This window comes from Candidatus Kryptoniota bacterium, assembly GCA_036567965.1.
Classification (GTDB): domain Bacteria; phylum Bacteroidota; class Ignavibacteria; order Kryptoniales; family JAKASW01; genus JAKASW01.
In genome coordinates this window covers 42800-66501 of sequence record DATCTN010000024.1, presented here as the reverse complement: position 1 = coordinate 66501, position 23702 = coordinate 42800, and the positions used below count along the sequence as shown (strand labels likewise).

Here is a 23702-nt window from a genome sequence, read left to right as displayed (position 1 = left end):
GTCAAGTGGCGCATTTAACGCTTCATCGGGTCGAGAGTCAGTTCTGGGTTTCTCTGAAGTACCCAATCATATCCGTGTTCACCGGTTTGTATCCAAGTTGTCTTTGGAATGTGACAATCTGACCCCTGTGGTAAGAAAAGTGATTCACAAGTTGGAGAAATGACCAGATGCGGGGTTGTGAGAGCAAATCTCCTTTTGCAGTCTTGTACTCGTAAACCCCGTGGAGATCTGCCTCGGAGATTCCGTTTATGTATGAGCGAAGTTGACCGTCGAGGTATTCCCATTCGGTTTGGAAATCCGCAAGCGTCTTCAATGCTGATTCGTCCAGAGTGGCGTGGGTTTCGCCTTTTAACCTTCTCAACCAGATCTTTTCTGCATTCACAATATGATAAAGGGTTCCGCGAACCCCACCGTGACTGGAATGCATATCTTTTTCGAAATCTTCCTGGGTCATTGGCTTCAGCGATTCAAGAAGCCTCGCTCTCGCCCAGTCGCAATAGTCGAATAGTTCAAGAATGTCTTTCTTATCCATCACGACTCCTGTTGTTTATTCACCGCCTCTATGAAAGATGCTTGGGAAACGTCTGTAGTAGGACCACTTCTACCAGGATTGGAACTCTATCCGTTTCGAACCAACGACGACGTGATTTCTTTATGCAGGCGGCGTGCTGAGCTTGTTCACCAACTTCGTCAGTTTGGATTTCTGGTTCGCCGCTTTATTCTTATGTATAAGTCCCTTGGCAGCAAGTTTATCCAGTGAGGAGACCGCCGCGTTCAGCGCCGCGCCTGCTTTTGTCTTGTCGTTTTCGGAACGGACTTTCTTGACCAGGGTCTTCAATTCGGATTTCACTTCTTTATTGAATTTTCTGCGACTTGTGCTTCGGCGCGCTCTTTTTTCAGCCGACTTGTGTTGTGCCATAGTGTTTCCTTTCTCTTATCTCAAGTAATATTTCAGGGGATTCGGTTGAAGCTTGCACTCTTCGGCAATGCGAAGGAATTCAATTGTCTTCTCGTCCCGGAGTTTGTACAGACTCGGTACAATTCTGTCCCGCAGCTCGACCGGTGTCAGCGGGTTGATGTGTATGCTTGTCCCACCTTCAAACCCGGCCGGTACGTTTATCCGCCATTTCAGGAGAACCCTCCACGGCATTTTGTATACAGAATCTATCGGCGTGTAGTACCACTCCTCGTTGCATGATATCTGCGATCCGGTCGCCGCGTGAACCGCATGCACTAGATTGCTCATCCCGCGGATCTCCTCTTCGCTGTGTTCCTGAGGCCTGGAGGCGTGCGATTTGGAATAAACTTCCATCGTCGGGAATCTGTGCCCGATCCCGACGAGTGCGATTGCATACTCGTTTTCAGCGAACACCAGATTCCTGTGACCCGCGAAGTTCGGGCCGTACTCGTTGAAAATGTTCGGATCCTGTCTCACCATCTTGGTCTGCTCGCCGATCGATGCTCCCCACTCGTCTAGCGCAACAAGCTGCTTGTGAAGGTGATCCACGGAAGCGCCCGCCGGACTGAGCCAGTTCTGGAAGATGCTGATGTATCTCGCATATCTGTTATTCTCAAATACATCTACCGCCGACTCGATCGTAAATTTCAGATATTGGTAATGCTCACCCGGGGTCATGTCGCCGGAAGAATAAAGCTGGTTGTCGTAAGTCGCGTCGGGAACAAAATGCCTGTGAGCGATGATCATATCATGACCCCCACCGAAGAAGGAATCGGCGAGATGGAGCTTCTCTTCCAGCGGCGCCTTTTCAATTTCCTCGAACGACCTCCCCAGCCGATTCATCTTGAAGTTCACGATGTCGATAATGTGACGAAGACCTACCGGGTTGCCGAGATAACTTTCACGCCATTCGAGCTGGCGCTGAGACAATTTGTAACCGTAGTTCTTCTTCCAGTAGTCCAGAGTCACGATCTCGAACAGGTTAGGGACACGCCTGAATTCCGGAGTGGACTCGAAATACTTGTCGGCCGGGAGATATTCCCACTTCACATAGTTATTTCCCTGCTTGACGAGACGCGCTTTTTCGGGCGGTGTCTCGAAAAATCTCGACTCGCAGAAACTGCAGTAATCTTCTTTCTCTTTCGGTTCAATCTTCTGCGGATGGTATGTCTGTGTGGACGAAGGCTTGCTGCTTCGACCGGGGACCGCCCACACTTCGGTCCCCGTGAACGGATTCACCTGCTTCGTCGTGCCGTCAGGCATTATCTGATAAAAATTCTGATAGTCCAATGGGATCCTTTCCGCCGGGAATACTTTAAAAAAATAAGCAACGGAGGAAGAATTTGCAAAGACTGTAGTAATCCGGTTCAGGCTAATTTTGCGTAACTCGTCATGGTCTGCCACTGCGACTAACCTTGTGTAGACACGATCAGGATTGCACAATCTCCTAAGGTGAGTCGCAGTGAGCTCGTCTCGATGGAATCTCTCGTTTGATTTTCCGGGAGTCGAGTTATATTTTGCGCAGTGATCGGATCGGGCTTCTGTCCGGTATGATCAGACTTTGAGCGGCACAAATCCTACAGGAGATCATGTCTCATACCATAACCCTCATTCCGGGAGACGGAATCGGGCCGGAAATTTCGGCGGCCGCGACTCGTGTCATCGAGGCGACAGGCGTAAAGATAAATTGGGAAATGCAGGAAGCCGGGTTCAATGCGATTGAAAAATATAAAGATCCCCTCCCGCAGTCGGTGATCGATTCGATAGCTAGGAACAAAGTTGCGCTCAAGGGCCCGCTGACGACTCCTGTCGGTACGGGATTTAGAAGCGTAAACGTTGCGCTGCGGAAAGAATTCGATCTGTATTCCAACCTTCGACCCGCCAAGTCTTACGAGGGAATCAAATCGAGGTATGAAAATCTTGATCTCATTATAGTGCGGGAAAATACAGAGGAATTTTATAGTGGAATAGAACATTACGTCGATTCAAAAAAAAGCGCAGCTGAAACCATCGGTATCGTGACCAGGACAGGTTCAGAAAGGATCCTGAGGTTTGCGTTCGAATATTCAGTCAAGAAGAAGCGGAAGAAAATCACGATCGTTCATAAAGCCAATATTCTTAAATACACCGGCGGATTGTTCCTCGACATCGGAAGAAATATGGCAAAAGAGTATCCGCAAATAGAGGTCAACGACAGGATCGTAGACAACATGGCGATGCAAATGGTGATGAATCCTTATCAGTTTGACGTGATCGTGACTACCAACCTGTTCGGTGATATTCTGTCCGACCTCGCATCCGGGTTGGTCGGGGGACTTGGAGTCGCTCCGGGCGCCAACATCGGGTACGAGACTTCAATTTTCGAGGCAGTACACGGAAGCGCGCCGGATATTGCTGGAAAGAATATCGCCAATCCTTGTGCGCTCATACTCGCATCGGCAATGATGCTCGAACATATCGGGGAGACGGACGCTGCGAGGCGGATCGGAGAAAGCGTCGCTGCTGTCATCAAAGAGGGACAGAACGTCACCAGAGATCTCAACCCGGAGAGATTTGTCTCGACCGACGAAATGGCAGACGCGATCATTAAGAAACTTGGCTGAAATTTTTCCCTCAAATTGAAGCGCGCACCTGTTTATCTCGTCCTCCTCACAGTCTTCATCGACCTGCTCGGCTTCGGAATCGTCATCCCGCTCCTGCCGTTCTATGCACAGCACTACGGCGCGACACCGACGGTCATAGGTCTTCTGAGTTCGTCATATTCACTCATGCAGTTTGTGTTTGTACCATTCTGGGGAAGACTGTCGGACAGAGTTGGAAGGCGCCCGATTATTCTTATGAGCGTGTTCGGCTCGTTCATTTCATATTTGATTTTCGGGTTTGCCGATTCACTTTTCCTCCTTTTTTTCTCACGAATGCTCGCGGGACTGATGGGAGCTAACATCGCAACCGCGCAGGCATACATCGGGGACACGACCACATTGGAAGAGCGCGCGAAGTACATGGGATTGATTGGAGCCGCGTTCGGTGTCGGGTTCATGCTCGGTCCGTTCGTGGGCGGAGTCATGAGCAGGATCAGTTTCGGTGCGCCGGGATTTCTCGCGTCGGGACTAGCGCTTATCAACTTTGTCCTCGCATACTTCATGCTGCCCGAGTCTGTGAAAGACCGGTCGAAATCCGTTCGCAGGCCCGGACTCCTCAACTTCTCTACGGTCGCGGAAGCTTTTCGTCAACCCGGAATTGGAAAACTCGTCCTCGTGTTTTTCTTTTACACAGTGGCGTTTTCAAACCTTTATGTCGCGTTTCCTCTTTTCACCGGATCTGTATTCAAGTACGGAGCTGCTGAAAACGGTTATCTCTTTGCTTACATAGGGCTTGTGGCAATCATCGTCCAGGGCGGCGCAATCGGAAGACTTGCCAGAAAGTTCGGCGAAAAGAGTTTGATGGCGACCGGACTCGTCCTTCTTCTGGCCGGACTCGTGCTTGTACCGGGCGCCACGACCCTAGTTCATTTAGTTCTCCTGATTACTTTCCTGGCCGTCGGGAGCGCACTCGTCACTCCATCTCTTACCAGTTTGATCTCGAAATCCGCGGGTCATGGAGAACAGGGTACAGTCCTCGGCGTGTCGCAATCATTCTCGAGTCTTGCAAGAGTGATCGGTCCTTTCTGGGGCGGGTTCATTCTGGGGACCGCTGGAATCTCATGGCCGTTTTACACCGGGAGCATCATGCTGCTCGCGGCGCTACTCCTCGTCTGGAAGTTGCCGGCTTTTGTTCCGACGCACAGCGGAGATTCGAGGAAAATCGGGTAGTTTGCATTTTGTTCGGAAATTTTCAAGCTTTAGGAGTATGAAGCAAGGTAAGAAGCATCCGCCGAAACATTCCGAAGAAAAACATTCCCACCCGACGAGGGAACAGCACGAGAAGTCTTCGCACAAAGGAATCGATAAGCGACAGCTCGCAACAGAAATTGAATTCGGAATCTTCGAGGTCGATAAGATATTCGAGGGACAAGGCGACAAGCTGAGCGACGCATACGTTGTCGATTCCCTTACGAGTCTCGCGAGATTAATTAAAGAGAGCACGTACGAATTGTATGCGGAGAAACTTAAAGAAGGATCGGACGACGAGTCCGACATGATGCATATAAATGTCGTGAACCGGTTGAGTTCCGTAATTGAAGAGCTCGAGTTGCAGGTAAGTGACGTCGAGATTATCGACATGGTGAAACACGTCCTCGGCCAGGTAAAGAAATGCAAATCTTCGAAGTCTCCACGCGCATATCTCGATCCTCTCGCGAACCGGCTCAAGGAAATGGGATTCAAATCGGAATTCCTGACAGAGACAGACGTCGACGGGCAGATGATCCGGTTGGATGACATCGACAACCTGGACAATCTCAACCTCGACGAAGATGACGACCTGGACATCGACGACTTGCGGCCGGGTCGCTGACCAGCGCTTCTTCTATAACTCAAACATCCCTTTTGCCTTTCTTAAGCGAATCGCCCAAATTGTTTCCGTAAAAATTAAAAGGCGGCTCATCAATGGGATTTAACTGCGGGATAATAGGATTACCAAATGTCGGAAAGTCGACCATCTTCAACGCGCTCACGGCAGCCGGCATAGCGGCCGAGAACTATCCGTTCTGCACAATCGAGCCTAATGTCGGAATAGTTCCTGTTCCTGACGAGCGGCTTGATAAACTCGCGGCGCTCTACAAAACACAGAAGATCATTCCCACAACAATCGAGTTCGTAGACATCGCGGGGCTGGTGAAAGGTGCGAGTAAAGGAGAAGGACTCGGGAACCAGTTCCTTGGACATATCAGAGAAGTCGACGCCGTGGCGCATGTGGTCCGTTGCTTTGATGACTCGAACGTCGTACATGTCGACGGATCGGTCGACCCGAAGCGAGACATTGAGGTCGTCGAGACGGAACTCATTCTGAAAGACCTCGACACGCTCCAACGAAAGTTGAAAGAGACGGAAGGAAGGGCCCGCTCGGGCGACAAGAAAATAAAAGAAGAATACGATGTCTATGTCCAGCTTTCGGAGCATTTGAATTCCGGGCGATTGGCGAAATATCTCTCATACGCCGACAACTCCCATCGTGAATATGTTCGATCTCTGCACCTGCTGACGGACAAGCCAGTCATGTACATCGCGAACGTGGATGAGTCGAATGTGAAAACCGGAAATAAGTATGTCGATGCTGTAAGAGAGATCGCCTCACGCGAGGGGGCCCGAGTAGTTATGGTTTCAGGCAAGATCGAAGCGGAACTCTCCCAATTATCAAATGATGAAAAGTCGGCTTTTCTTTCGGATCTCGGTTTGAAAGAATCCGGACTCCAGAGAGTAATTGGCGAGGGCTACGCGCTTCTCAACCTGGTCACATTCTTCACGGCGGGTCCGAAGGAGGTACACGCGTGGACAGTTGAGGCGAACACTCCCGCGCCGGGTGCATCCGGAAAGATTCACACCGATTTTGAAAAGGGTTTCATCAGGATGGAAGTAATTAAGTACGACGACCTGATCCGGCTCGGCTCCGAGCAGGGTGTCAAAGACGCCGGACTCCTGCATGTAGAAGGGAGAGATTACACCGTGAAGGACGGGGACATTGTGGTGGTAAGGTTCAGCGTGTAAGGGAAATGAGGTAATCTGCAATCGTCGACCATTGATTTCCAATTCCAAATCTCTTTGCAGATGAAGACTCCTTCATTTAAGGCCGATATTTTTTTCGTGACAGACTCGAAATTACATCGACTCAACAAAGAGATTATTTCCTGCCGGAAGTGCCCACGGCTTGTAGTGTGGCGGGAGGAAGTCGCGCGTGTGAAAGTCGCGAGATTCAGAGATTCGGATTACTGGGGAAAGCCTGTAACCGGATTCGGCGATCCTGAAGCGCGTGTACTCATTGTAGGTCTTGCGCCTGCTGCACACGGCGCAAATCGCACCGGAAGAATGTTCACGGGCGACAGGAGCGGAGAATGGCTCTATGGCACACTCCACAAATTCGGATATGCGAACCAGCCGACATCGTCATCCAAAGATGACGGCCTGAGATTAAAAAATTGTTACATAACCGCCGTGGTACGCTGTGCGCCTCCTGACAATAAGCCGTCAAAAGTTGAACTTCAAAACTGCCGGCCATATTTATTGAACGAGCTAACCATCTTCAAGAACCTACGAGTGGTTGTCGCGCTTGGTAAGATCGCATTTGACATGACGGTCAACTCACTTGAAGAACTCGGCGTAAAAAGTTTCGAACGGCGCCCTAAGTTCGGCCATGGCGCGCAGTTTCGAATCGACGAAAAGATGACACTCATCGCCTCTTATCATCCGAGTCAGCAAAATACATTCACTGGCAAGCTTACCCGCAAAATGTTCGAGGATATTTTTCGAACAGTCACGAAACTCCTCGACACGTAGAAATAGTTGCAATACCGGTCGGATAGGTGGTTTTTGCTCGTCTCAATTCAAACTACCAAACCACCCACATTTTCTTCCGATAAAACAAGTATTAAAACTCAGGAAGAGTTCAGGACAAGTAGGACCTTAAAGGAAAGTGTGTCATGGATGACAACATAAACGGTACGCGTCCCCCCGGCCACCCGGAAAGATTAAGACGAGTTCTTCGCGGCGATAAATACGGGTTACTCGAAAGACAGGATAGACATCGAGATCTATCCGAAAGGGATTTCCATAAAAGAGATGGACATACCGGGAGGGAGAGAATTCTTTTTTCCGTTTAGCGACGAGGAAGAAAAACCGTTCGGTTATACCGACGAGTTGTCAGCGCTTGAACGGCTCTATGCGATCCGTGAAGTCGGGTTTGTAATAATCCCGACTCTCGAAATTCTGCATCCATCCGTTTTCCAATCCGTATTTCTCCATTAGTTCCAGCACCTTGTCGTATTCCGATTCCCTTATATGCCTGCTCAGGAGCATTATCGACTCGGCTTTATTCGTCGGATAATACTGCGACATCAGCGATATCGCGGTGTTGTTTCCCAACTCTTCCGCAATCCATTTGAACGTGTCCTCGCTGTTTGCGATATCGTTCGGAAGGACAAGATGCCTGATCAATAGTCCTCGCTTCAACAATCCATGATCGTCGATTACCAACTCGCTCCCCACCTGTCTGTGCATCTCTTTCAAGGCGAGCTTGGCGTGTTGCGGGTACTCCTTCACTTTCGAGTAAGCATATCCCATCGCCTCGTCGCTGTACTTCAGATCGGGAAGATATATGTCTATTATCCCGTCGAGAAGCCGGAGGACATCGACAGAGTCGTAGGCATTGGTGTTATATATCAGTGGAATGTTCAACCCTTTTCCAACCGCGATATTCAAAGCTTTCACAATCTGCGGAACGAAATGCGTCGGCGAGACAAGGCCGATATTATGACAACCTTTTCCCTGGAGCTCAAGCATAATTTCCGCCAGCCGCTCGAACGCGATTTCATTTTTCAATTCAATCTTGTAGTTCTGGCTTATCTGGTAGTTCTGGCAATAGACGCAGCGCAAGTTGCAGTTGCCGAAAAATATATTCCCGGCTCCATGCGTGCCGACAAGCGGCGGCTCCTCGCCAAAGTGCGGGCAATACGCGCTCACGATCGGGAGATACTTCGAGTAGCATCTCGAGATTTCGCCTTCTTTGCGGTTCACCTTACAATCGAGCGGACAGATGCTGCAACTCGCAAGCATATCGTCGAGTATTTCGGCCCGTCGAGCTAGCTCGCCGGATTGGTATAGCTCTATATATGATGGTACAAACATTGATAACCTCAAATCTCAAAAGTCAAAACTTCGGAGGCGATTTTGCGCTCAACCCTTTGCTCTCTGCATTTTGCGCCTGTACCTCTTAGCCTTCTACCTATCTGCCTTTTTCAGGGATTCGTCGCCCACAGCTCAACCTCACGCACGAGCGCCCGCGGGGGGAGCTTTATCGTATCGACGACGATTTCCGCCACGTCTTCCGCACGCAGCCGCGCACCCTTCCCACCTTTCAGGATCTGGCGCGATTCCCTTTCGCTCGAGTCGACAGAGCTCGGAGTAACGACTATGACGCGGATGTTGTAATCTCTGACCTCTCTAACCAGCGCTTCGGAGAATCCTTCTATCCCGAATTTCGAGGCGGCGTATGCCGCTGAATTCGCCATGGCACGTTTTCCCGATGTGGATGAGAGCATCACGATGGTGCCGTCCATTTTTTCCTTCATTTCCGGTAAAACGGCGCGTGAAAGAAGGAACGGGCCCGTGAGATTTGTGCCAATCACGTTGCTCCACTCTTCGACCGACATTTCCGTTATCGGTTTCTCGAGGAACTGGCCGGCGTTGTTTATAAGTATGTCTATCGTTCCGAATTCGGTGAGCGTTTTCGATAGGAGCCGGTGAACGCTCTTTTCGTTTGAAACATCAGTCTGGACAGCGATAACGCGTCCGCCGTCGCCGGCGATTTCTTCCTGAGTCACTTTGAGGTCGGCGGGGGTCCGGCCCGCAATAACGATCGAAACGCCTTCCCGTGCAAGCCGCTTTGCGATGAACTTGCCGATCCCTCTCGATCCGCCTGTGACTATCGCTATCTTGCCGCTCAGGGTATTCTCGTCACTGGAAAGCTGGGTCAAGTCATGGTGCGGTTTGGTAATACTGCTCTTCTTCATCTACTCAAAATCTCTTTCAAAATACCTGCTCGCTTCGGTACTTTCTTTTTTCTTTTTCTTTATCGCTTCCTGGATTTTTTGGTTGAATACTTCCGCCGCGTCATAGTTATACGAGCGGAGGAGATGATTCAACGCGATTACTTCCGCGATAACGGTAATGTTCTTTCCGGGCAATATGGGGAGCTTTATGACAGGAATCTCGACGCCGAGGATCGATATGAAATCGTGGTCGAGTCCCGTGCGTGTATAATCTTCTGCGGAATCCCATTCTTCGAGCTCGACAACAACTTCTATTCTCTTCTGTTTGCGCACAGCGCGGATACCGAAAATGTTCCTGACGTCAATGACGCCTAGTCCCCTGACTTCCATGAAATGCTGGGCGATGCGTGAGCTCTTGCCTATGAGGAGGTCTTCTCCTTTTCTGAAAACTCCCACCGCGTCATCGGCTACGAGCCTGTGTCCGCGCTCGACCAGGTCGAGGGCGATTTCGCTCTTACCGATTCCGCTCTTGCCGACAAAAAGGACTCCGATGCCGTAGACGTCCACGAGCGAGCCGTGGATCACAGTGTTCGGCGCGAAGACCTCATCAAGGAATTCGCCAAGGAAATACACAAGGCGTGTGGTTTCGAGCGGGCTGGTGAATACTGAGATGCCATGAGCAGTAATAAGATCGACGAGCTCCTGCTCGATCTCGTTGCTGTTAGAAAAGATGATCGTCGGGATGTTGAACTGCAAAATTGTTTCGAGGGCGCGGCGGCGGTCCTCGAGTTTGAGTGAGCTGAGGTAGCGCACCTCGGTATTGCCGAAGATTTGCACCCGGCTGAATGTGAACAGATCTACATATCCGGCGAGTGCGAGGCCGGGGCGATGGACGTTCTTGTCAGTGATGAGCTTCGCGAAACCGATATCGCCGTTTATCGGCTGGAGTTTGGTTTTTTCACGCGAAGACTTATAGAATTCACCTATGGTAATGTCTTTTCGCCGAATTTCCTTCGTATCCCAGATTCTTGATGCCATGACGATGAAAATATATAAACAAATGGGCGGAAATGCACGGAGGTAATGAGGATATACTGAATTAGGTCGATCATTTAGAACCCATGAAAGACCCAAAAAGACTTGCGGTTCTCAACGAAAGCGACATTCAGGAGTCCTCAAGCAGATTCTTAGTCGTCGCTGCAACAATCCTCGAAAGACTCCTCAGCATGACAACTGGGTTTTATTTGTCATTCCGAACGAAGTGGTTCCGTCCATGGAGCTCAGACGGATTCACGAGGTGAAGAATCTTCCGGAGGTCTCCAGAAAGGTACCATGGAGGAGCACTCAGATTGGTTCACCTTTCCCACTGGGCAGATGATACCGGAGCTCCTCGAAAAGAACGACGTCTCCTGACTGTATAAAATAAAAACCCCGCCATGAAGGCGGGGCGCTGACATACAATTTCAGAAGTCTCTATTCATGTTTAAGCTTCTGTTTGAACTTCACAAGCTGCGCTTCCAGTTTGTCTATCGCTTTATCTACAGCTTTGAAATAATCATCCGTTGTCTCCGCCGCTTTCAGGATCCCGTTGTGGACTGAAAGTTTTATCTCCACCATCTTGTCTGTGCCGTTTGGTTTTGAATGTTCATTGAGGAAAACGACGTCGCAGTGTACGACGCCGTCGAAGAATCTGTTCAGTCTTGCGACTTTGTCTTCAGCATAAGACTTCAAAGCAGGGTCAGCCTTGAAATGACGTGAAGTGATGCTGATGTTCATAAGATTCCTCCTTTGTTGAGAATGTTTAATTGATCCGTGAACCTTTAATGACAGAGAATCATTTTGCGCGTGGGTGTGCCTCCTTGTATACTTTTTTGAGTTGTTCAATAGAAAGATGCGTATAAACCTGTGTAGTCGATAAGCTTTCGTGTCCGAGAAGCTGCCTGACGGCCTCGAGATCCGCGCCGTGATTCAAAAGATGCGTCGCGAACGAATGCCTCAATGTGTGAGGACCTTTCCTTTCGACCTCCGAAACTTTCCGGATCCTTCTCGCCACGATCCTGTAAACCGCGGCCGGCAAAATCCTCTTGCCGTTCGACGAGACGAACAAAGCCTGCTCATCAATATTTTTCTCGCAAATTTTATCCCTGAACTTCAAGTAATCCCGAACAGATTTTACTGCCCTGTCGATCACCGGAATTATTCTCTGCTTGCTCCTTTTTCCAAGGACCTTTACCTGCGACGAGTCGAAATCGAGATCAGGAAGGTCGAGTCCGCACAGCTCGCCTACGCGCATTCCAGTGCCGTACAGGAGTTCGAGGATTGCTTTGTCGCGGTAGTCGGCCGGCCCGTCGACTTTCACATTGAGAATCTCATTTATTCCGTCCTCCTCAATGTAAACCGGTATCGGCTTTTTCGCCTTGGGCGTACTTATGAAAGAAGTGAAATCGCGGTCTGTAAATTCGAATTTCACCAGATATTTCGAGAACGATCTGATGCTTGAGAGTTTCTTCCTGACTGTCCGTCTGCCGTTTCCCCGCTTGTCCAGCTCGACGAGGAATGCTCTCACCCCATCTTCCGGCAGTTCATCGAGAGTAATCTCCCGCCCGCCGTTATATTCAAAAAGGAAATTGTTAAACTCACGCAAGGACTGCTCGTAAGTTATGAGAGTCTTCACCGCCGCTCCCTTCTCCTTTCTCAAATAGTCGAGAAAAGATGCTGCCAACTCTCTAATCGGCGACTTAGTCACTTAGCCGCAACTTCAACCTGCTTGTCTGTTTTGTTCTGCCCGTTCACCTCGTCCGGCGATATCTCGCTCTCGCACTTCGGGCATTTGTAATAATTTCCCTTTGCCTTCGAGTATTTTTCCAGGAGATACGGTGAGTCGCCGAGCGGACACGGTATGTCGACCGGTTTGTCCCATGTCGCGTGATGGCACTTCGGGTAATTTGTGCATCCGTAGAATATACGCTTTTTCTTTGTGAACCTCTGCGCGAGCTCACCTTTGCCGCACTCGGGACATTTTACGCCCGTCGTGATGCTCTTCGTGAATTTGCACGTCGGGTAATTCGAACAGCCGATGAATTTTCCAAACCTGCTGTTCTTATAAATGAGGTCGCCTCCGCACTCCGGACACTTCGCGCCAGTCGGGCGGTTGTTGTCGTCGTGCGCGTCGATCGGTTTCGTATTCTTGCACTCCGGATACCTGCTGCAGGCAAGAAATCTTCCGCGCCTGCTCCATTTGATGACCATCGGCGCGCCGCAGAGATCGCACGCAACCTGTTGACCGTCAACAGTGGATTTAATCTCTTCGATCTTACCTTCGACTTTCTTTACCGCAATGTCGAACGGAGTGTAAAATTCGTTCATCACGTCAAGATATTTCTTGTTCCCGCTCGCGATCTCGTCAAGCTCCGATTCCATCTCAGCCGTGAACTTCACATCGAAAAACTCGGGAAGGTTGGAAGAGAGAATCTTGTTCACATTCATACCGAGATCCATCGCAAACAGTTTTCTTTCTTTTAGCTCGACGTATCCGCGGTCCTCGATGGTCGATACTATGGATGAATACGTGCTCGGTCTGCCGATTCCAAGCGACTCGAGTTCTTTCACGAGACTGCTTTCGGTGTATCGAGGCGGCGGTTTTGTCGAATGCTGGCGCGGCAGAATATCCTCGAGGTCGACCCGCTCTCCTTCCTTGAGCGTTGGAGGAAGCTTAAATTTCTGGAGTTCCTCTCCGTCCTCGTCCGGCTTCGACATGTCGGCGTCTTCCGCGGTGATATCGTAAACTTGCAAGAAGCCGGCGAACTTTACGTGCGAGTCTGTCGCACGAAAGATATACTTACCGCCTTCGATTGACACGGTGAACTGATCATACACGGCCGGATTCATCTGAGATGCGACGAATCTTTTCCAGATCAGATCGTACAATAAGAACATTTCGCGCGGAAGATATTTTTTCACTTCCTGAGGAAGGAATTCCATATGTGCCGGTCGGATCGCTTCGTGCGCATCCTGAGAAGCTTTTCCCTTTTTAAAGTGACGCGCCTCCTTTGGGAGAAATTCTTCTCCGAATTCAGACTTGATATAATCTCTCGCGGCTTCGAGCGCCTCGTTGCTGATGCGGGTGGAATCCGTACGCATATAAGTGATTAACCCGACCCTTCCTTCCGGGCCTAGATCGACACCTTCATACAATTGTTGTGCGAGAATCATCGTACGCTTCGGCGAGAACCCGAGACGTGTCGATGCCGCCTGCTGAAGGGTACTGGTGATGAACGGCGGTGCTGGATTCCGTTTCTGTTCCTTCCTCGAAATCGACGTGATCGCGTATTTCTGTTTCCTGATATCCTCGGCGAGGCGGGTCGCACCTTCCTGGCTCTCGATAGAAAACTCTTTCTTGCTCCTCTCAGGATCCGTCGCGCTTCCTTGCGGATCTCTCAACTCTTTTCCGTCGATCGTGACAAGCTTCGCTTCGAATTCCTCTTTCCGGTCCGTGAGAAATTTTCCGAGAATCGACCAGTACTCTATGGGCGAAAAGCTGTTTATTGCGTTTTCTCTTTCGCAAACCAGTTTCAAAGCTACTGACTGTACTCGTCCCGCAGAAAGCCCCGGGTATACGGCTTTCCAAATGAGAGGACTGACCTTATAGCCGACAAGCCGGTCCATCACTCTTCGCGCTTGCTGCGCGTAAACCAAATGCGAATCGATTTTGAGAGGTTTCTCCATCGCACGCGAAATTCCGGATTGAGTGATCTCCGTAAAAAGCACACGGTAAACTTTTTCAGAATTCTGTTTCAATTCATCGGCGATATGCTGGGCGATCGCCTCTCCTTCGCGGTCAGGGTCGGTCGCGATATATACCTGCTGCGCCTTTTCGGAAAGGTCCTTCAATTTCTTTATGATTTCACTCTTGCCGCGAATGGTTTTGTAATCCGGCTCGAAACCCTTTTCAACATCGACGCCGAGTTTACTCTTTGGCAGATCTTTTATATGGCCCACCGACGCTTCAACCACGAAATCGTTTCCGAGGTATCTGTTAATTGTTTTTGCCTTCGCAGGGGATTCGACTATAACAAGCTTTTTTGCCATTTCGGGATTTTACCAGTTTTAAGAGGATTGACTGAATTTCAAATTAGGTGCAGATCTTTCAGTTGATGGTGTCGGAACTGTTCAGCATTATCCGGCTTCCCGGCTTGCCGGGAGAATTGTACTCGAAAATCACGCCCGCGATGATTGATTTTATCTCGTCTCTATCCACAGTATTCGATCCGGACATCAAAGATCGTTCGATAATGTTCTCGAGGTCCAGCTTGTCGATAAGGCCGAGCTCGTACATCTCGGTAAGGAACCCGCGTGCTTCTTTAGTAATGATCTGGCGTTCGGCCTCATGAAATACTCTGTACGATTTCGCGCGAGGACTCTTCACGCGCTTCAGCGGCTCGCGGAGATTCATCTTATCGTATATCCAGCTGAGCGCCGTCGAGATTTCAGACTGGCTGTAACCTCTCTCGGCGAGCTTTGACACATCGACATGCGAGATGTCTCGTGCCTGGCTGATCTCTCTCATCAGAAATACGATCAGTTCGACGATTTTTTCCTGCATCTGTCTCCTAGATCTAAAGACAAATATACTTTGAAAATTCCCAAAGTCAAGTTATCGTTTGGTGCGTCGTGCGTAAAGCCACTCAATGAACAGGTTTTCGCGTTTTCTCATGTTCAGCTTCTGAGCGCGCGAAGCGTCGTCCCATCCCGCGAGATGAAGAAGTCCGTGAGCGATTAACCTCATGATTTCATTTTCGAGCGAGACTCCATATCGCCTTGCCTGAGTCCGAGCCCTGTCCACGCTGATGTAAACTTCGCCTTCTATATTACGACCTTCGCCCAAATCAAAAGCTATAACATCGGTCTTGTAGTTGTGGTTCAAAAACTTCTTATTGACTTCGAGGAGGTAGCCGTCGTCAACGAGAACCACGTTAATACTATCGGCATTCTTCTTCTCCTCCCGCAAGATCTTTCGGACGAGCGTGCCGATCTCTTTTCCATGGAACTTCGGTCTTGGAGTATAATTCGTGAAGAGTTGGACTTTCACTTTCCCGATGTGCCCGACCCTTGCGGTGACAGGCTGGTCTCTGCGAGTGAAAGTGCGATGCTGCTCAGCATGACCTCAGGTCCGAAGCGTGTGAAGTCGCCCGACAGGACGCTTCGGTCAACGTTCGCGTAGAGTGAACAGCCCGCCTCCCTCTCTACAATAAGTCCGCTTATCTTGCCGTCGGACTCGGAGTAGAAAGTCACTTCCCCCAACATTTCTGAGGCAAGATATCCTGAGCACTGATGCAACTGGAGGTGAGAATTGATAGTATAGACGGAAATGAGATTTCCCTTCCGGTTCCCGGTCTTGATTGAAGGATAGATCTCAATTGCGAGCTTCCGCTTCGATTTGATGTCGCTCAGCTCGAGCCTGTAGCAGTCTCCCCTTTTTACCGGTTTGACCTGGAGAACACCGCTGATGTTCTCAATATCCTTCGGTTTGAACTCAAAACTCATCTTCGATACATATTATAATCAAAAACCCGATGTCATCAAATTCATTCCGACATCGGGTTTGAAATTTGCCCGCCCGGAGCCTTCGGACCCCGGTGACGAGACTTATGTCTATTTGACTGTTACATTAACAGCCTTCAGACCTCGTGCACCCTCTACGATTTCGAATTCGACATCGACCCCCTTGTCAAGAGTCTTGTATTGCTTGTCGGTCTTTATATCGGTGTAATGCACAAAAAGATCCTGACCATTTTCCTGTTCGATGAAGCCGAAGCCCTTTTTTCCATCGAACCATTTTACCTTGCCGTTAGGCATCGGTGACCTCCTAGTTTTATCATCAACTCAAAAGATGTTTTGTAAAACGCAGCCGCACGGAAGCGCGATAGACACCTACGGTTCCCTTCGAACTGCTCGCCAGTTAAAGGCCCCAGACAGAAAGGTATTCGGGAGAAGAGAACCAGTCACTCGCTGCTTTACCGGTTTCCAGCTGGGGGGGAATTTAACGGATGTGAAAAATAGCGGAACGGCCAAGAGGTAACAAAAATCCATGCTATCACATGAGTTCGTCAAAATTCCACATGAATTTAGCCAGCTGTTGACAGAATGTCAAGTTTTTTTGGGTTAACATGGTACAACGCATTAGCGAAGACGGATGGGTTGGAAGAAAGACATGACTTCAAACCACGTTGATCTTGCGGGTGTTACGAAAAGTGAGTGCCTTGAACCCAATGGTGGCAAAGCGGCCGCCGGATTTCTCTAAATTAGATTTTCAGCTTACTGAGTAACGTTCCGCCAGTACACGGATATGGTGTCGGACGTGGCCCGCCATTATGAAGGTGAGTCCTCGGACGGTTACGGCCTTGCTGTTTGCTGTACCAGCATGCAGCCACGAACCATCATCCAAATGCTCCAGCATAAGTACATTTGAGACACGGAGCGATTCAAATTCCGATGCGATCTCAGACAGCGGCACTTTGCCGAATCCCGACTTGAGCATATACAGGTTCTCGTCGAACCCGGGGAGGTTTGCGGTTTCGCCCCGCGCGATACACATCGCACGATAACTGAAAACTCTTTCCGAGTCTACAATATGTCCGAAGACCTCGCGTACAGACCATTTACCGGGGGCATAACGAAAGTCGACTTTCTGCGCGTCGATAGCTCTTACCGTTTTCATTATTATTTCAGGCTGAGATCGGAGGACAGACATTACATCCGTCTCAGGCACCAGTCTGACATAACCGGCAAAGAAGCGGTCGTATTCTGCCGGTAGAGGTTGTTGCAGGTATGAAGGCGTCATGTGCTCTCCGTGATCTTGAGAAACTGAACCTGAAAAACGGGAACTGAATTGAAACGAATATTACTGGAGTCAGTTTGGATTCAGTAGCTCTCCTCTTTGGAAGGGAAGTTCCCTTTCTTCACGTCTTCAACATATTCGACGAACGCCTTGTGCATCATCTCCGATACGTTTGCGTAGTGGCGGACGAAACGAGGTTTGAACTCATGCGTCAGCCCAATCATGTCGGCATATACAAGGATCTGACCGTCACAGTGTGGCCCAGCGCCGATGCCTATGGTAGGTATATCGACACTCTTCGTAAGGCGGGCCGCGAGAGACGCCGGAATTTTTTCAAGAACTATGGCAAAAGCTCCGGATGACTCCAGAAGTTTTGCGTCCGACAATATTTTTGTCGCCTCCTCCTTTTCTTCGCCGCGAGGCCGATAACCGCCGAACTTGTTTATCGACTGAGGCGTAAGCCCGAGGTGGCCCATCACGGGAATGCCGATCTCAGTCATCCGCTTCACAGACTCAGCGATCGCCTTCCCTCCTTCCAGCTTCACCGCACTCGCACCGGTCTCTTTCAGAATTCTTCCCGCGTTTCTAAGGGCCTCTTCCGTGTCTACCTGGTAGCTCATGAACGGCATGTCAACCACCACGAGCGCTCGCTTAACCGTCTTCGCAACAATCTTTGCGTGGTAGATCATCTCGTCAAGGGTGACCGGAATCGTCGTCGTATTCCCCTGAAAGACATTCGAAAGCGAATCCCCTACAAGAATTATCTCGATGCCGGATTCGTCGAGAATCCTGGCAGTGATAGCATCGTAAGCTGTGAGTGCCGCGATCCTTTCACCGTTCTTCTTCAACTGAACGATCGTTCTGGTGGTAATCGCCTTTGACTTTTCAGCCGGCGGGTTCATGGATTCGTCTGTCTTTCGTGGCATTCAAACCTCCGTATGTTTGGCCGTCGAGTTCCCCTGCATGGTCTGAGCCGAAATAGTAGAGCAAGCAAGATCAACTTGCAGCCAGCGTCAAGCGATGAGAAATTAATTCTGCTGCCGGCAGGTCCGAGACGCGTATCCGGAAAACCTCTTCAAAACCGGATTTTAGCGCACTTTTCAGATTTTCGGATTCAATGTTTCCGCTGATGAGATGTGCTAGTGCCACGGTGTGGTTGTCCAGATCTTCACGGGTCTTCCTCCTGAGATTCTCATCTATTTTCAGGTAATCTACGATCCGCTTATGAAAATCGCCGACAAGGATCGAGCCGTGCTGGAGAAGGACATCTCCGAACCTGTGTTGTGCACTCCCGATTATTTTTCGTCCGCCACTCTCCACCTCGTAAACAGCCGACGTGGAGAAGCACGGAATGGCAGACGGATCATGGAACAGTTTGCGGAAGTCAGCCGAACTCCGGGATAATTCCAGATCGGCCCCGAGTCTCCTCAGACCGGACGCAAGCGCCGCGCTGATAGCGTTGTAAGTCTCACGCACCGAGCGCCCGCCGGTTTCCATAACGACGGAATAAGTCAGCTCCTCGGCGTGGAGCACCGCTTTGCCGCCGGTAGGACGTTTGACAACATCGATCCCGTCACTAGCCGCCCGCTCCCTGTCGATGTCGCTCTCATTTTGATTTTTACCGAGCGAAATGCAAAAAGGCTTCCAGGTGTAGAATCTGAGAATGGGAACCCGGTTCGATTTGTAGTTCTCAACGAGACGCAGGTCGTAGTCCATATTGAACCGGCCGTCATGTTCGCCAGTGTCGATGCACAGCCAGCTGCCGATAGGTTCCGGTATGCCGGACGCTCCAGCGCGCATCTCTAACCTTTTCTGATTATTCCTCGCGACGAGGATTTCAGGAAACCAACTATGGTATCTTTTTCCTTAGACGGCGGGAAGTCTTCTTCGATCCTGCGAATCGCTTCGCTGAACATATAACCGCGGGAATAAAGAACGTAATAAATCTTTTCTATGGTGTCAAGTTGTTCACGTGTAAAGCCTCTTCTCTTCAGACCGATAACGTTCACTCCTTCATATCGGAGAGGTTCCCTGCCGGCGAGGACATAAGGTGGGACGTCCTGGACGGCTCTGAAACCCCCGCCGATCATGACATGCGATCCGATTTTCACGAACTGGTGAATAGGAGTCAGTCCGCCGATTATCACCCATTCTCCCACTTCGACGTGACCTGCAAGAGTGACATTGTTGGCGAAGATACATCGGTCACCGACCCTAGAGTCGTGCGCGACATGCACGTACGCCATCAGGAGACAGTCGCTGCCCACGACTGAAGTTCCGGTCTCCGCAGTTCCGCGGTGGAGCGTGCAGAACTCGCGAACAACCGTGTTGTCGCCGATTTCGAAGAGTGTTTTCTCACCGGCATACTTCAGATCCTGCGGGGCGTTTGCAATCACCGCACCATGATGGACCGAACAGTTCTTCCCGATGCGCGCTCCGTTCGCGATGAGCGCTGAAGAGGCGATCTTTGTTCCGTCTCCGATCACAACATCGTCTTCAATGATCGTGTGAGGTCCTACTGTCACGTCTTTGCCGAGCTCCGCCTTCGGGCTCACGACCGCCCGGGGATCGATAGATGTGCCCACTAACAGCCTTTCACCTTTGTTCGGATGATGCGTTCGGATTGCCGTCGGCATCCACTATGGCCGCGGTCATTTCGGCCTCAGCGACCAGATTGCCGTCGACAAATGCTTTGCCGATGAGAGTCGCAATCTTGCTCCGTCTCGACGACATCTCGACCTGCATTACAAGCTGGTCGCCCGGCAGAACGGTCCTTCTGAATTTCACGTTGTTCATTGCCATGAAGTAAACCAATTTGCCACCGGGGTTATCCATCCCGTTCAACAGGAGAATACCGCCGGTCTGTGCCATCGCCTCCACGACGAGGACGCCGGGCATGACGGGTTTCTGGGGAAAATGGCCCTCGAAGAACGGCTCATTTGTGGAAACGTTCTTGATTCCGACAACCTTCTCGTCGAGCTTGAAGTCGACAATCTTGTCGACAAGAAGGAACGGATACCGATGCGGAAGGATTCTCCTGATCGCCTCGTTGTCAAAAATGACGCCGGCAGTTTTGGTGAACTGATATTTCTTTACAATTTTCTTCTGCTGATAAAGTTTCCTGATCTTCTTCGCGAACTGGACATTATGGGGATGACCGGGACGCGCGGCGAGGATCTGGGCTTTCATCGGCGCACCGACAAGTGCGAGGTCGCCAAGAAGATCGAGAAGTTTATGACGGGCGGGCTCGTTCTTGAACCGGAGAGTTTTGTCGTTCAGTATCCCGCTCGAACCGAGTATGATCGAGCCGTTGATTCCGAGTTTCTTGCCGAGCCTCCTCAGTTCATCGGGGCTCATCTCATCATCAACGATCACTATTGCGTTATCAAGGTTCCCGCCCTTGATCAATCCATTCTCGCGGAGCATTTCGACTTCCTTCAGGAAGCAAAAAGTCCTCGCGGCAGAAAAGTCTTTTATGAATTCTTCCTCCAGTGAGAACATGCCTGTGTGCTGACTTCCGAGAGCAGGATTCTTGTAATCGATCATTATCGTTACCCTGAAATCATCCAGGGGTAGTGCCACCATCTGCACTTCTTTCTTCTCGTCGAGGTACTCGACAGTTTGATCGATAATGAGATAATCTTTAGGAGCGTCCTGACCGGTGAAACCCGCTTTCAGCAGTACATCGACAAACGGTTTCGAGCTCCCGTCACCGACCGGCGGCTCCGGCGCGTCCACCTCAATTATTATGTTATCGATCTCGAGTCCTGCGACCGCGGCGAGAACATGTTCCACCGTATGAACTTTCACGTCACCGATACCGAGAGTCGTTCCCCGCGAAACGTCCACGACGAAATCGGCAAGCGCCGGAATTTCAGGCTTCCCACCAACATCCGTGCGCCTGAAAACAACGCCGTGGTTCTCCGGGGCCGGCAGGAAAGTGATTGTCGATTCGCAGCCGGTATGGAGTCCGACGCCCGATATGGAAACTCTATTTGTAATGGTACGCTGTTGAACAAGCATGAATAAGACTACTCCTTTTGACGATGTTCTGCCGGTTCACCTTGCGTGACCGACTTGGCCAGCTCGTCCACCCGGTGCTGGAGCGCGGTGAACTCCTGGACGATACGCGGGAGCATTTCCATCGCTCCCCAGATGCGAAGGGTATCCCGAAGTTCTTTTGCAGGATAACCGAAATAAGTCTTGCCCGGCTCATTTATCGATTTTGCCACGCCCGATTGGGCACCGAAGCTCGTGTTATCGGCAATATCGAGATGGCCGGCGAACCCGACCTGACCGCCGATCATGCAGTGTCTGCCGATCCGAGTGCTCCCCGATATTCCCGACTGAGCCGCGATTACAGTGTTCTCACCGATAACCACGTTATGCGCAACCTGTACCAGGTTGTCAATTTTGGCACCGCGGCAGATTTTCGTTTCCCCGAGAGTTGCCCGGTCAATAGAACAGTTTGAGCCGATCTCCACGTCATCTTCGATTACCACAATCCCGAGCTGTGGTATCTTTTCATAAGTACCGTCCTGTTTCGGCGCAAAGCCGAAACCGTCGCTTCCCACCACGGTCCCGCTGTGGATGATGACGTGGTTCCCGATCCTACAACCGTGGTATATCGACACGTTCGAATAGAGGAGCGAATCGTCTCCGACTATCGCGCCAGCACCAACGACCGTTCCGTTATGGATTGAACTTCTATCCCCGATCGTCGCGCCGTCAAGTATATTTGCGTAGGCGCCGATCCGGACATTCTTCCCTATTGAAGCTTTAGGCGAAACGTAGGCGAGAGAATGAATACCTTCCGGCAGGATCTCAGGCGGAGGGACGAGCGCCTTCAGCGCAAACACGAACGCGACATACGGATCCTTCGTGCGCAGGAGAACGATGTCTTTGCGGTCCGTCCTGAATTCTTCGGAGACTATTATTGCCGATGCTTTCGTGACGGCCGCATGTTTCTCATACTTGGGATTCGAAAGGAATGTGATGTCACCTTTCTTTGCCTCCTCAATCTTCGCGATTCCCGAAATCTCAACGCCGGCATTTCCTTCAATCTTCGCACCAATTATCCGGGCGATCTCGGATATTCTCATTAATGCACGCCGGGGGGAGCTGTCTGGGTACCCGCAGGATTCGTGGTCGGCTTGTTGGCAGTAATCTTCAGCTTGCTGAGCACATCCTGCGTGACGTCGTACTTGTCATTCGCAAACATAAGGAGTACCTGGCCGCTTTTGTCGAATATGTAATCGTAGCTTCCATCCTTCGCGACGTCCCCGATTGCTGTCAGGACTTTTTCCTGGATGGGACGCATTATTGCGTTTTGCTGTTGAAACAGATCGCCGTTCTGTCCGAATCTTTGATTCCTCAGATCGGAAATCTTCTTCTGCATATCCGCAAGCTTGGTCTCTTCCTCGATCCTCGCCTGTTCGGGAAGAATCAACCGTCTCTTCTGATAATCATCTGCTTCCTGCTGAAACTGTGTTTGCAGTTTACTGATATCTACCTGCCACTGGGCAACCAGAGCGTCGAGTTTGCCCTGCGCTTCGACAGCGTCGGGATATTGTTTCATTATTTCCTGGGTGTCGACCCAGCCGACTTTCTGCTGGGCAGCCGCGATCACAGGAATAAGAAGGACGACCGCGCCGGCTATCAGCCAACGATTAGAACCCCTCGTCTTCATACACACCTCACTTTGTAGCCTGCTGATTTAAAATATCGAGAACTTTATATGTAATGTCGTAAGCAGGGTCAGCGTAAAGGACGACGGCAATGTTGTCGTTCTTGTCCAGCACATATTGCATCTTCTGGTCTCTCGCGACTCTGGCGATCACGGTGTACACCTTGTCCCTGATCGGCTTCATCAGTTTCTGCTGAGTTATGTCCAGCTCTCCGCCCTGCGACATTTTCTGCTGGCGGTAGGCAAGGATCTGCTGCTGCAATGTCCCGATTTCCTGTTGCGCCTGTTGCTTGGCCTGATCGGTCATCATCGCCGCCTGTTTCTGATAGGAATCGACCTTGCCCTGGTATTCCGCCGTCATCTGGTCAACGGTATCGCCCCATGCTTTCACGAGCGCGTCAATTTTCCGCTGGGCGGCCTGAGCGTCCGGCAGTTGACCGAGGATGAGTGTTGAATTGACATATCCTATTTTCAAAGTTGAATCCTTGGGTGACGCGGCGAACATGAATCCGAGAGCGGATATGATTACTGCCGCTGAAATAAGCACTACTGACTTTTCTTTCACTTTCTACCTCTTTTT

Annotated in this window: 26 protein-coding genes; 5 read left to right on the top strand and 21 right to left on the bottom strand. The window is 50.4% G+C overall.

What is annotated here, in order from left to right:
• Positions 1 to 37: 37 nt before the first annotated feature.
• The 3 genes from VIS48_10190 to VIS48_10180 all read right to left on the bottom strand — a co-directional run bounded on the left by VIS48_10190 (position 38) and on the right by VIS48_10180 (position 2248).
• Complete coding sequence (locus tag VIS48_10190; GenBank protein ID HEY9166518.1) at positions 38 to 532, bottom strand: DinB family protein; 495 nt, start codon at positions 530 to 532, stop codon at positions 38 to 40.
• A gap of 120 nt (positions 533 to 652) precedes the next feature.
• Positions 653 to 919: a 30S ribosomal protein S20 gene (gene rpsT / locus VIS48_10185; protein ID HEY9166517.1), complete on the bottom strand. Its 267-nt coding sequence runs from the start codon at positions 917 to 919 to the stop codon at positions 653 to 655.
• A 15-nt stretch (positions 920 to 934) separates the two neighbouring features.
• A complete protein-coding gene (locus tag VIS48_10180; protein ID HEY9166516.1) occupies positions 935 to 2248 on the bottom strand; it encodes a DUF4921 family protein in 1314 nt (437 codons plus the stop codon).
• Positions 2249 to 2547: 299 nt separating this feature from the next.
• Between VIS48_10180 and VIS48_10175 the strand changes: the two genes are divergently transcribed.
• The 5 genes from VIS48_10175 (at position 2548) to VIS48_10155 (ending at position 7389) form a co-directional block, all read left to right on the top strand.
• On the top strand, positions 2548 to 3561 hold the full coding sequence (locus tag VIS48_10175; protein ID HEY9166515.1) for an isocitrate/isopropylmalate family dehydrogenase: 1014 nt from the start codon (positions 2548 to 2550) through the stop codon (positions 3559 to 3561).
• A 15-nt stretch (positions 3562 to 3576) separates the two neighbouring features.
• Entirely contained in the window at positions 3577 to 4770 is a 1194-nt protein-coding gene (locus tag VIS48_10170) for an MFS transporter (GenBank protein ID HEY9166514.1), read from the top strand.
• 37 nt (positions 4771 to 4807) lie between these two features.
• Positions 4808 to 5413, top strand: a complete 606-nt coding sequence (locus tag VIS48_10165) for a hypothetical protein (protein ID HEY9166513.1) — start codon at positions 4808 to 4810, stop codon at positions 5411 to 5413.
• Positions 5414 to 5505: 92 nt separating this feature from the next.
• A complete protein-coding gene (gene ychF, locus VIS48_10160; protein ID HEY9166512.1) occupies positions 5506 to 6603 on the top strand; it encodes a redox-regulated ATPase YchF in 1098 nt (365 codons plus the stop codon).
• 189 nt (positions 6604 to 6792) lie between these two features.
• Complete coding sequence (locus VIS48_10155) at positions 6793 to 7389, top strand: uracil-DNA glycosylase (GenBank protein HEY9166511.1); 597 nt, start codon at positions 6793 to 6795, stop codon at positions 7387 to 7389.
• A 363-nt stretch (positions 7390 to 7752) separates the two neighbouring features.
• On the opposite strand, the gene VIS48_10150 is transcribed toward VIS48_10155, so the two are convergent.
• The 18 genes from VIS48_10150 to VIS48_10065 all read right to left on the bottom strand — a co-directional run bounded on the left by VIS48_10150 (position 7753) and on the right by VIS48_10065 (position 23687).
• A complete protein-coding gene (locus tag VIS48_10150) occupies positions 7753 to 8736 on the bottom strand; it encodes a radical SAM protein (protein HEY9166510.1) in 984 nt (327 codons plus the stop codon).
• Positions 8737 to 8846: 110 nt separating this feature from the next.
• On the bottom strand, positions 8847 to 9620 hold the full coding sequence (locus tag VIS48_10145; GenBank protein HEY9166509.1) for an SDR family NAD(P)-dependent oxidoreductase: 774 nt from the start codon (positions 9618 to 9620) through the stop codon (positions 8847 to 8849).
• Entirely contained in the window at positions 9621 to 10637 is a 1017-nt protein-coding gene (hprK, locus tag VIS48_10140) for an HPr(Ser) kinase/phosphatase (GenBank protein ID HEY9166508.1), read from the bottom strand.
• 435 nt (positions 10638 to 11072) lie between these two features.
• Positions 11073 to 11375 carry a ribosome-associated translation inhibitor RaiA gene (gene raiA / locus VIS48_10135; GenBank protein ID HEY9166507.1) on the bottom strand — a complete coding sequence of 101 codons (303 nt, stop codon included), beginning with the start codon at positions 11373 to 11375 and terminating at the stop codon, positions 11073 to 11075.
• 58 nt (positions 11376 to 11433) lie between these two features.
• Positions 11434 to 12345, bottom strand: a complete 912-nt coding sequence (locus tag VIS48_10130; GenBank protein ID HEY9166506.1) for a tyrosine-type recombinase/integrase — start codon at positions 12343 to 12345, stop codon at positions 11434 to 11436.
• On the bottom strand, positions 12342 to 14687 hold the full coding sequence (gene topA, locus VIS48_10125; GenBank protein ID HEY9166505.1) for a type I DNA topoisomerase: 2346 nt from the start codon (positions 14685 to 14687) through the stop codon (positions 12342 to 12344). The genes VIS48_10130 and topA overlap by 4 nt, the downstream gene beginning before the upstream one ends.
• A 58-nt stretch (positions 14688 to 14745) precedes the next feature.
• Positions 14746 to 15201 (bottom strand): DUF494 family protein, encoded by a 456-nt coding sequence (locus VIS48_10120; GenBank protein ID HEY9166504.1) that lies wholly within the window; start codon positions 15199 to 15201, stop codon positions 14746 to 14748.
• 51 nt (positions 15202 to 15252) lie between these two features.
• Positions 15253 to 15687, bottom strand: coding sequence for an rRNA maturation RNase YbeY (ybeY, locus tag VIS48_10115; GenBank protein HEY9166503.1), 435 nt, complete (start codon positions 15685 to 15687; stop codon positions 15253 to 15255).
• Positions 15684 to 16142 carry a hypothetical protein gene (locus VIS48_10110; protein ID HEY9166502.1) on the bottom strand — a complete coding sequence of 153 codons (459 nt, stop codon included), beginning with the start codon at positions 16140 to 16142 and terminating at the stop codon, positions 15684 to 15686. Before VIS48_10110 ends, ybeY begins: the two co-directional genes overlap by 4 nt.
• A gap of 108 nt (positions 16143 to 16250) precedes the next feature.
• Positions 16251 to 16454 carry a cold shock domain-containing protein gene (locus VIS48_10105; protein ID HEY9166501.1) on the bottom strand — a complete coding sequence of 68 codons (204 nt, stop codon included), beginning with the start codon at positions 16452 to 16454 and terminating at the stop codon, positions 16251 to 16253.
• A 454-nt stretch (positions 16455 to 16908) separates the two neighbouring features.
• Positions 16909 to 17439 (bottom strand): DinB family protein, encoded by a 531-nt coding sequence (locus VIS48_10100; protein ID HEY9166500.1) that lies wholly within the window; start codon positions 17437 to 17439, stop codon positions 16909 to 16911.
• A gap of 80 nt (positions 17440 to 17519) precedes the next feature.
• Complete coding sequence (gene panB / locus VIS48_10095; GenBank protein ID HEY9166499.1) at positions 17520 to 18338, bottom strand: 3-methyl-2-oxobutanoate hydroxymethyltransferase; 819 nt, start codon at positions 18336 to 18338, stop codon at positions 17520 to 17522.
• Between the two features lie 94 nt (positions 18339 to 18432).
• The gene (locus VIS48_10090) at positions 18433 to 19236 is read right to left on the bottom strand and encodes a lipoate--protein ligase family protein (GenBank protein ID HEY9166498.1); all 804 of its coding nucleotides are present in this window, start codon (positions 19234 to 19236) and stop codon (positions 18433 to 18435) included.
• Positions 19237 to 19238: 2 nt separating this feature from the next.
• Complete coding sequence (gene lpxA / locus VIS48_10085) at positions 19239 to 20021, bottom strand: acyl-ACP--UDP-N-acetylglucosamine O-acyltransferase (GenBank protein HEY9166497.1); 783 nt, start codon at positions 20019 to 20021, stop codon at positions 19239 to 19241.
• Positions 20022 to 20031: 10 nt separating this feature from the next.
• On the bottom strand, positions 20032 to 21459 hold the full coding sequence (locus tag VIS48_10080; GenBank protein ID HEY9166496.1) for a bifunctional UDP-3-O-[3-hydroxymyristoyl] N-acetylglucosamine deacetylase/3-hydroxyacyl-ACP dehydratase: 1428 nt from the start codon (positions 21457 to 21459) through the stop codon (positions 20032 to 20034).
• An 8-nt stretch (positions 21460 to 21467) separates the two neighbouring features.
• On the bottom strand, positions 21468 to 22538 hold the full coding sequence (gene lpxD / locus VIS48_10075; GenBank protein ID HEY9166495.1) for a UDP-3-O-(3-hydroxymyristoyl)glucosamine N-acyltransferase: 1071 nt from the start codon (positions 22536 to 22538) through the stop codon (positions 21468 to 21470).
• Complete coding sequence (locus VIS48_10070; GenBank protein ID HEY9166494.1) at positions 22538 to 23125, bottom strand: OmpH family outer membrane protein; 588 nt, start codon at positions 23123 to 23125, stop codon at positions 22538 to 22540. The genes lpxD and VIS48_10070 overlap by 1 nt, the downstream gene beginning before the upstream one ends.
• A gap of 7 nt (positions 23126 to 23132) precedes the next feature.
• Positions 23133 to 23687, bottom strand: a complete 555-nt coding sequence (locus tag VIS48_10065; protein ID HEY9166493.1) for an OmpH family outer membrane protein — start codon at positions 23685 to 23687, stop codon at positions 23133 to 23135.
• Positions 23688 to 23702: the final 15 nt, after the last annotated feature.